The sequence below is a fragment of the Nocardia farcinica genome (genome assembly GCF_029867845.1).
GTDB classification, from domain to species: domain Bacteria; phylum Actinomycetota; class Actinomycetes; order Mycobacteriales; family Mycobacteriaceae; genus Nocardia; species Nocardia farcinica_A.
This window is the reverse complement of sequence record NZ_JARWRU010000332.1, coordinates 1-2,101: the sequence shown is the minus strand read 5'-3', so window position 1 is coordinate 2,101 and position 2,101 is coordinate 1. Positions and strand designations below refer to the sequence as shown.

Here is a 2,101-nt window from a genome sequence, read left to right as displayed (position 1 = left end):
CCTCGGCGTGCAGGTCCTCGACCGAGACGCGCTCGCCAGCGCCGAGTTCGTTGTTCTGGTCGTGGGCGCTCTCGGCGCTCCAGACGACGGGGCGGCTCGCGGTGCGGTGGAACCACGCGCGCAGATCGGCGGCGGTCTCGGCGACCACGACCCCGCAGCGCGGGCGGCCGGCGCCACCGCGCACGGTGATGTCGGACTCCCCGGGCGGCACGACGACGACCAGGCCCTCGACACGGGCTTCGGGATTGCGCGCGCGCACCGTCTCCGACAGGGCCGCGACGGCATCGGACATGCGGTCGAGCGAGCGCTTCGCGCCGGGAGTCTCGTTCTCCCCGAGGGGGTCTCCCTCGTAGCCGGACAGCTTCCAGCGACCGTCGGGGCGGACCGACAGCACGCCGTCGCGCGCGTCGGGGACGGTGCCCTCGACGTCCATGACGATGGTGGCGCGTGGCGTGAGGACGACCAGATCGGTGTGCTCACCCGAACCGACGCGCAGGGCGAGGCCGACGATGATCCACTGGCCGGACCAGGTGCGCATCCAGTCGATGACCCGCTGCTCGGAATACGCGACCGCAGTCGCCTCGTCGATGACCAGCATCGCGGCCGCCCTCCATCGCCGTCCCACGATCGACTGGCTCAACGGTAGGCCGCCGACCTGGCTCCGCATCGCCGAAAGGCACTGTAACAGCGGGGGATTGGCGGCGGCGCGGCGGTCACTGGGCAGTGCGGCGACGACGGGCTCCGCGCGCTGGTGGCGCGGGCGAACCCGTGGCACACTATCGAATCCGTACCTGGATTAGGAGCACCATGCGTCACCTGTTCTCGCTCGGAGTGTCCGCTCTCGCGGCCGCCGCCTTCGTCCTCGCCGCCCCCGCCTCGCCCTCGGCGTCGGCCGAGCCCGCCGAGTGCCATCCCTCCTACATCCCCTGCCTGCCGATCACCAGCGATGTGGACTGCGTGGGCGGCAGCGGCAACGGCCCGGTCTACACCGGCCGCGTGACCGTCATCGGCCCCGACGAGTACGGCCTCGACCGCGACGGCGACGGCATCGGCTGCGACCGATAACGGCTGCCGGGTCCGGCGACACCCGCGCGGCCGGGACTCTCCTGCCCGTTTTCGGCACCGGCGGCGCGGGGTCTGTGCGACAGTGGCGGTGCGTTCGGCAGCGCCACCGCCGGGACTTTCCGGCAGGGCGCCGCTCCGCACAGGCACCGACAGCACATCCCAGCGGGTGAGGAGTTCGGATGAAGCGATTCACGACGCGGGTGGCCGGGCTTCTGGGGGCCGCGTGCGCGGTTTCCTTCCTGTTCACCACGACCGCACACGCGGAACCGGCGACCGTGCACTTCTCCGCGGGTTCCATCCAGTGCGCCATCTCCGGCAACGGCACGGTCGGTTGTGACCTGCCCTACCCCATGCCGGTCGTGTACGGACAGCTGCCGTTCGGCTTCCCGGTGGGCGAGATCGTCCTCGACGTGCCGTGGCTGCCCGCACACCCGACCTTCACCCCCGGCGCCCAGTTCACCATCCCCGGCGGCAACCCGCCGCTGGACGCAGTGAAGACCGGTGACGGCCAGTGGGGCCCGTACATCGACCACGCGGGCGTGCGCTGCGAGATCGGCTTCCACGGATCGTTCGGCTGCACGATCGGCAATCGCGGCTTCAGCATCTGGTCCGGCCGGATCGCCGCCTGACCGGCCCGCCGCGCCCGCCGCCCCACCTCGGCCCGTCGTCGGGCGTGGACTTGCGACGACGATGGTGGGAAGCTCGACATACCGCGAATGTCGAGGCGAGGAAGCGTGACATGGCCGACGGTGTGATGACCGTTGACCGGCCGGAGCGCATTCGGAACGTGGCGCTGGTCGGGCACAGCGGAGCAGGCAAGACGACGTTGGTGGAGGCGCTGGCGCTGGCCGGCGGCGCACTCGATCGCGCGGGACGGGTGGAGGACGGCACCAGCCTGTCCGACTACGACGAGATCGAGCGACGCAGGCACCGGTCGGTGCAGGTCTCGGTGGTGCCCGTGGGGTGGCGCGAGACCAAGATCAACCTGATCGACACCCCCGGCTACGCGGATTTCGTGGGCGAGCTGCGCGCCGGG

4 protein-coding genes are annotated in these 2,101 nt (G+C 71.5%); 3 read left to right on the top strand and 1 reads right to left on the bottom strand.

The window, feature by feature from the left end:
• Positions 1-598: hypothetical protein (locus tag QH283_RS07070; RefSeq protein ID WP_280502210.1), on the bottom strand; the 598-nt coding region annotated here is incomplete at its 3' end.
• 209 nt (positions 599-807) lie between these two features.
• On the opposite strand from QH283_RS07070, the gene QH283_RS07065 reads away from it, so the two are divergent.
• The 3 genes from QH283_RS07065 to QH283_RS07055 form a co-directional block, all read left to right on the top strand.
• Positions 808-1,065, top strand: a complete 258-nt coding sequence (locus QH283_RS07065; RefSeq protein ID WP_280502209.1) for a hypothetical protein — start codon at positions 808-810, stop codon at positions 1,063-1,065.
• Between the two features lie 179 nt (positions 1,066-1,244).
• A complete protein-coding gene (locus QH283_RS07060; RefSeq protein WP_280502208.1) occupies positions 1,245-1,694 on the top strand; it encodes a hypothetical protein in 450 nt (149 codons plus the stop codon).
• 110 nt (positions 1,695-1,804) lie between these two features.
• Positions 1,805-2,101, top strand: a 297-nt coding sequence (locus tag QH283_RS07055; protein WP_280502207.1) for a GTP-binding protein, incomplete at its 3' end; no start/stop codon positions are given.

Bases quoted from the DNA above. Each gene is read 5' to 3' on its own strand.
- QH283_RS07065 (WP_280502209.1), top strand. From the start codon at position 808: ATGCGTCACCTGTTCTCGCTCGGAGTGTCCGCTCTCGCGGCCGCCGCC.
- QH283_RS07060 (WP_280502208.1), top strand. From the start codon at position 1,245: ATGAAGCGATTCACGACGCGGGTGGCCGGGCTTCTGGGGGCCGCGTGC.